The organism is Halorubrum tibetense (assembly GCF_042661865.1).
GTDB lineage: Archaea > Halobacteriota > Halobacteria > Halobacteriales > Haloferacaceae > Halorubrum > Halorubrum tibetense.
Genome location: NZ_JBHSWW010000396.1, coordinates 1 through 1,669, shown reverse-complemented (window position 1 = coordinate 1,669; position 1,669 = coordinate 1). Strand labels below are relative to the sequence as shown.

Genomic DNA, 1,669 nt, shown 5'->3' with positions numbered 1-1,669 from the left:
GCCCCCGCGGCCGCCGCGCTGCCGGCAGCCATTCCGGCGGTCGCCCCCGTTCCTCCGCTCGTACCGGCGTCCAGCGCATCGCCCCCGCCGAATCCGCGACGCTCCATAGCACCCCACGACTTCTCGCCGCGGAGATACTCGACGAGCCCGTGCCAGGCGACGATCGTCTTCCACTGCCGGTAGCCGAAGTTCTCCAGGATCCCGTACCACAGGAGGCGAACGACGTCGCGGGGGCGCTCGTACCGATTGAAGCTCCACACCTCGCTGAACACCCCGAACCACGAGAGGAAGACGCCGACGCCGACGGTGAGAAAGAGGAACGCGAGGAAGAACTCGATGTTCAACAGCCCGAAGTACCAGGCGAGCGGCAACAGTATGTAGCCGAACCCCTCGATCAGCGGACCGATCGCCTCCGCCATCACGAAGAATGGGAGGATGAGCGTGCCGACGCGACCGTACTTCCGTCTGAGGAACATGTTCCGGTTGGCGACGACGGTTTCGAGCATCCCGCGGTACCAGCGCCGCCGCTGACGGCCGAGCGTCTTCAGATCTCCAGGCACCTCCGTCCACGCGACCGGTTCCGGGAGGAAGTCCATCGTGTACTCGATATCCTCGTCGACGAGATACTGGTGAAGCCGGACCACGATATCGAAGTCCTCGGTGATCGTGTCGTGGCGGTAGCCACCGATCTCGCGGACCCGATCGGTTCGGAACACCCCGAACGCGCCGGAGATGAGGATCAGCCCTTTGAGCCGGTTGAGCCCGAGCCGCCCCGAGTAGAACGCACGAAGGTACTCCATCACTTGGAGCCCGGGGATCCCCGTCTTCGGGAGGTTCACCTCCTGTACCTCCCCGTCCTCCACGACGCAATTGTTGGCGACGCGGATCGTGCCGCCGCTGGCGACCGCCTTGTCCGGCTCCTCGAGGAACGGCCGCACGATCTGTAACAGCGCGTTTCGGTCGATGATCGTGTCCGAGTCGACCGCACAGAACAGCTCCTGGTCGGTGAGCCACACGCCCGCGTTGAGCGCGTCGCTCTTCCCGCCGTTCTCTTTATCAACCACGAGGAGGTCCTCGTACCGGGTCGAGCGGTACACCCCGCGGATCGGCTCCGACGGGACATCGTAGGGGAGTTCGGCCTCGACGGGCTCCAGATCGAAGGCGTTTCGCAGACGATCCATGGTGGCGTCCGTCGAACCGTCGTTGACGACGACGATCTCCTGGTCGGGGTAGTTCAGCGTCAACATCGACCGGACGCTCTCGACGATCGTCGCCGCCTCGTTGTACGCGGGGACGACCATCGCGACGCCGGGGTAAAACGGGCTGTCGAAGGGGCGAAACGGGGGTTGCCACTCGGCCTCGCGGACGTTGTCGCGCAGCTCGAACAGCGCGAGCACGTGTATCAGGAGGTATCCGAGGTTGATGACGGCGTAGTACGCGACGATGAAGATCCCGGAACCGATGACGAGGCTCGTGACGACCCCTTCGACCGTCGTCATCCGTCCGCCCCCTCGAACGCGGGCGCGGTCGCGACGCGCCGACCGGCAGAGACGTCGCGAGCGAGGGCGTCGAATCGTGCGTGTTCAGCGGCCCACTGCCACGCGACGTCGAGACCGTCCGGGACCGGCGTCTCGGGGGTTCGAGACCGGTTGTGGAAGAGGGCGTCGGC

General features: G+C 65.7%; 1 protein-coding gene. It reads right to left on the bottom strand.

Features of this window, described 5'->3' with window-relative positions; all coding sequences use genetic code 11:
- A partial coding sequence (locus ACFQEU_RS15470) for a glycosyltransferase family 2 protein (RefSeq protein ID WP_379783611.1) occupies positions 1 to 1,499 on the bottom strand: 1,499 nt, incomplete at its 3' end.
- Positions 1,500 to 1,669 lie beyond the last annotated feature (170 nt).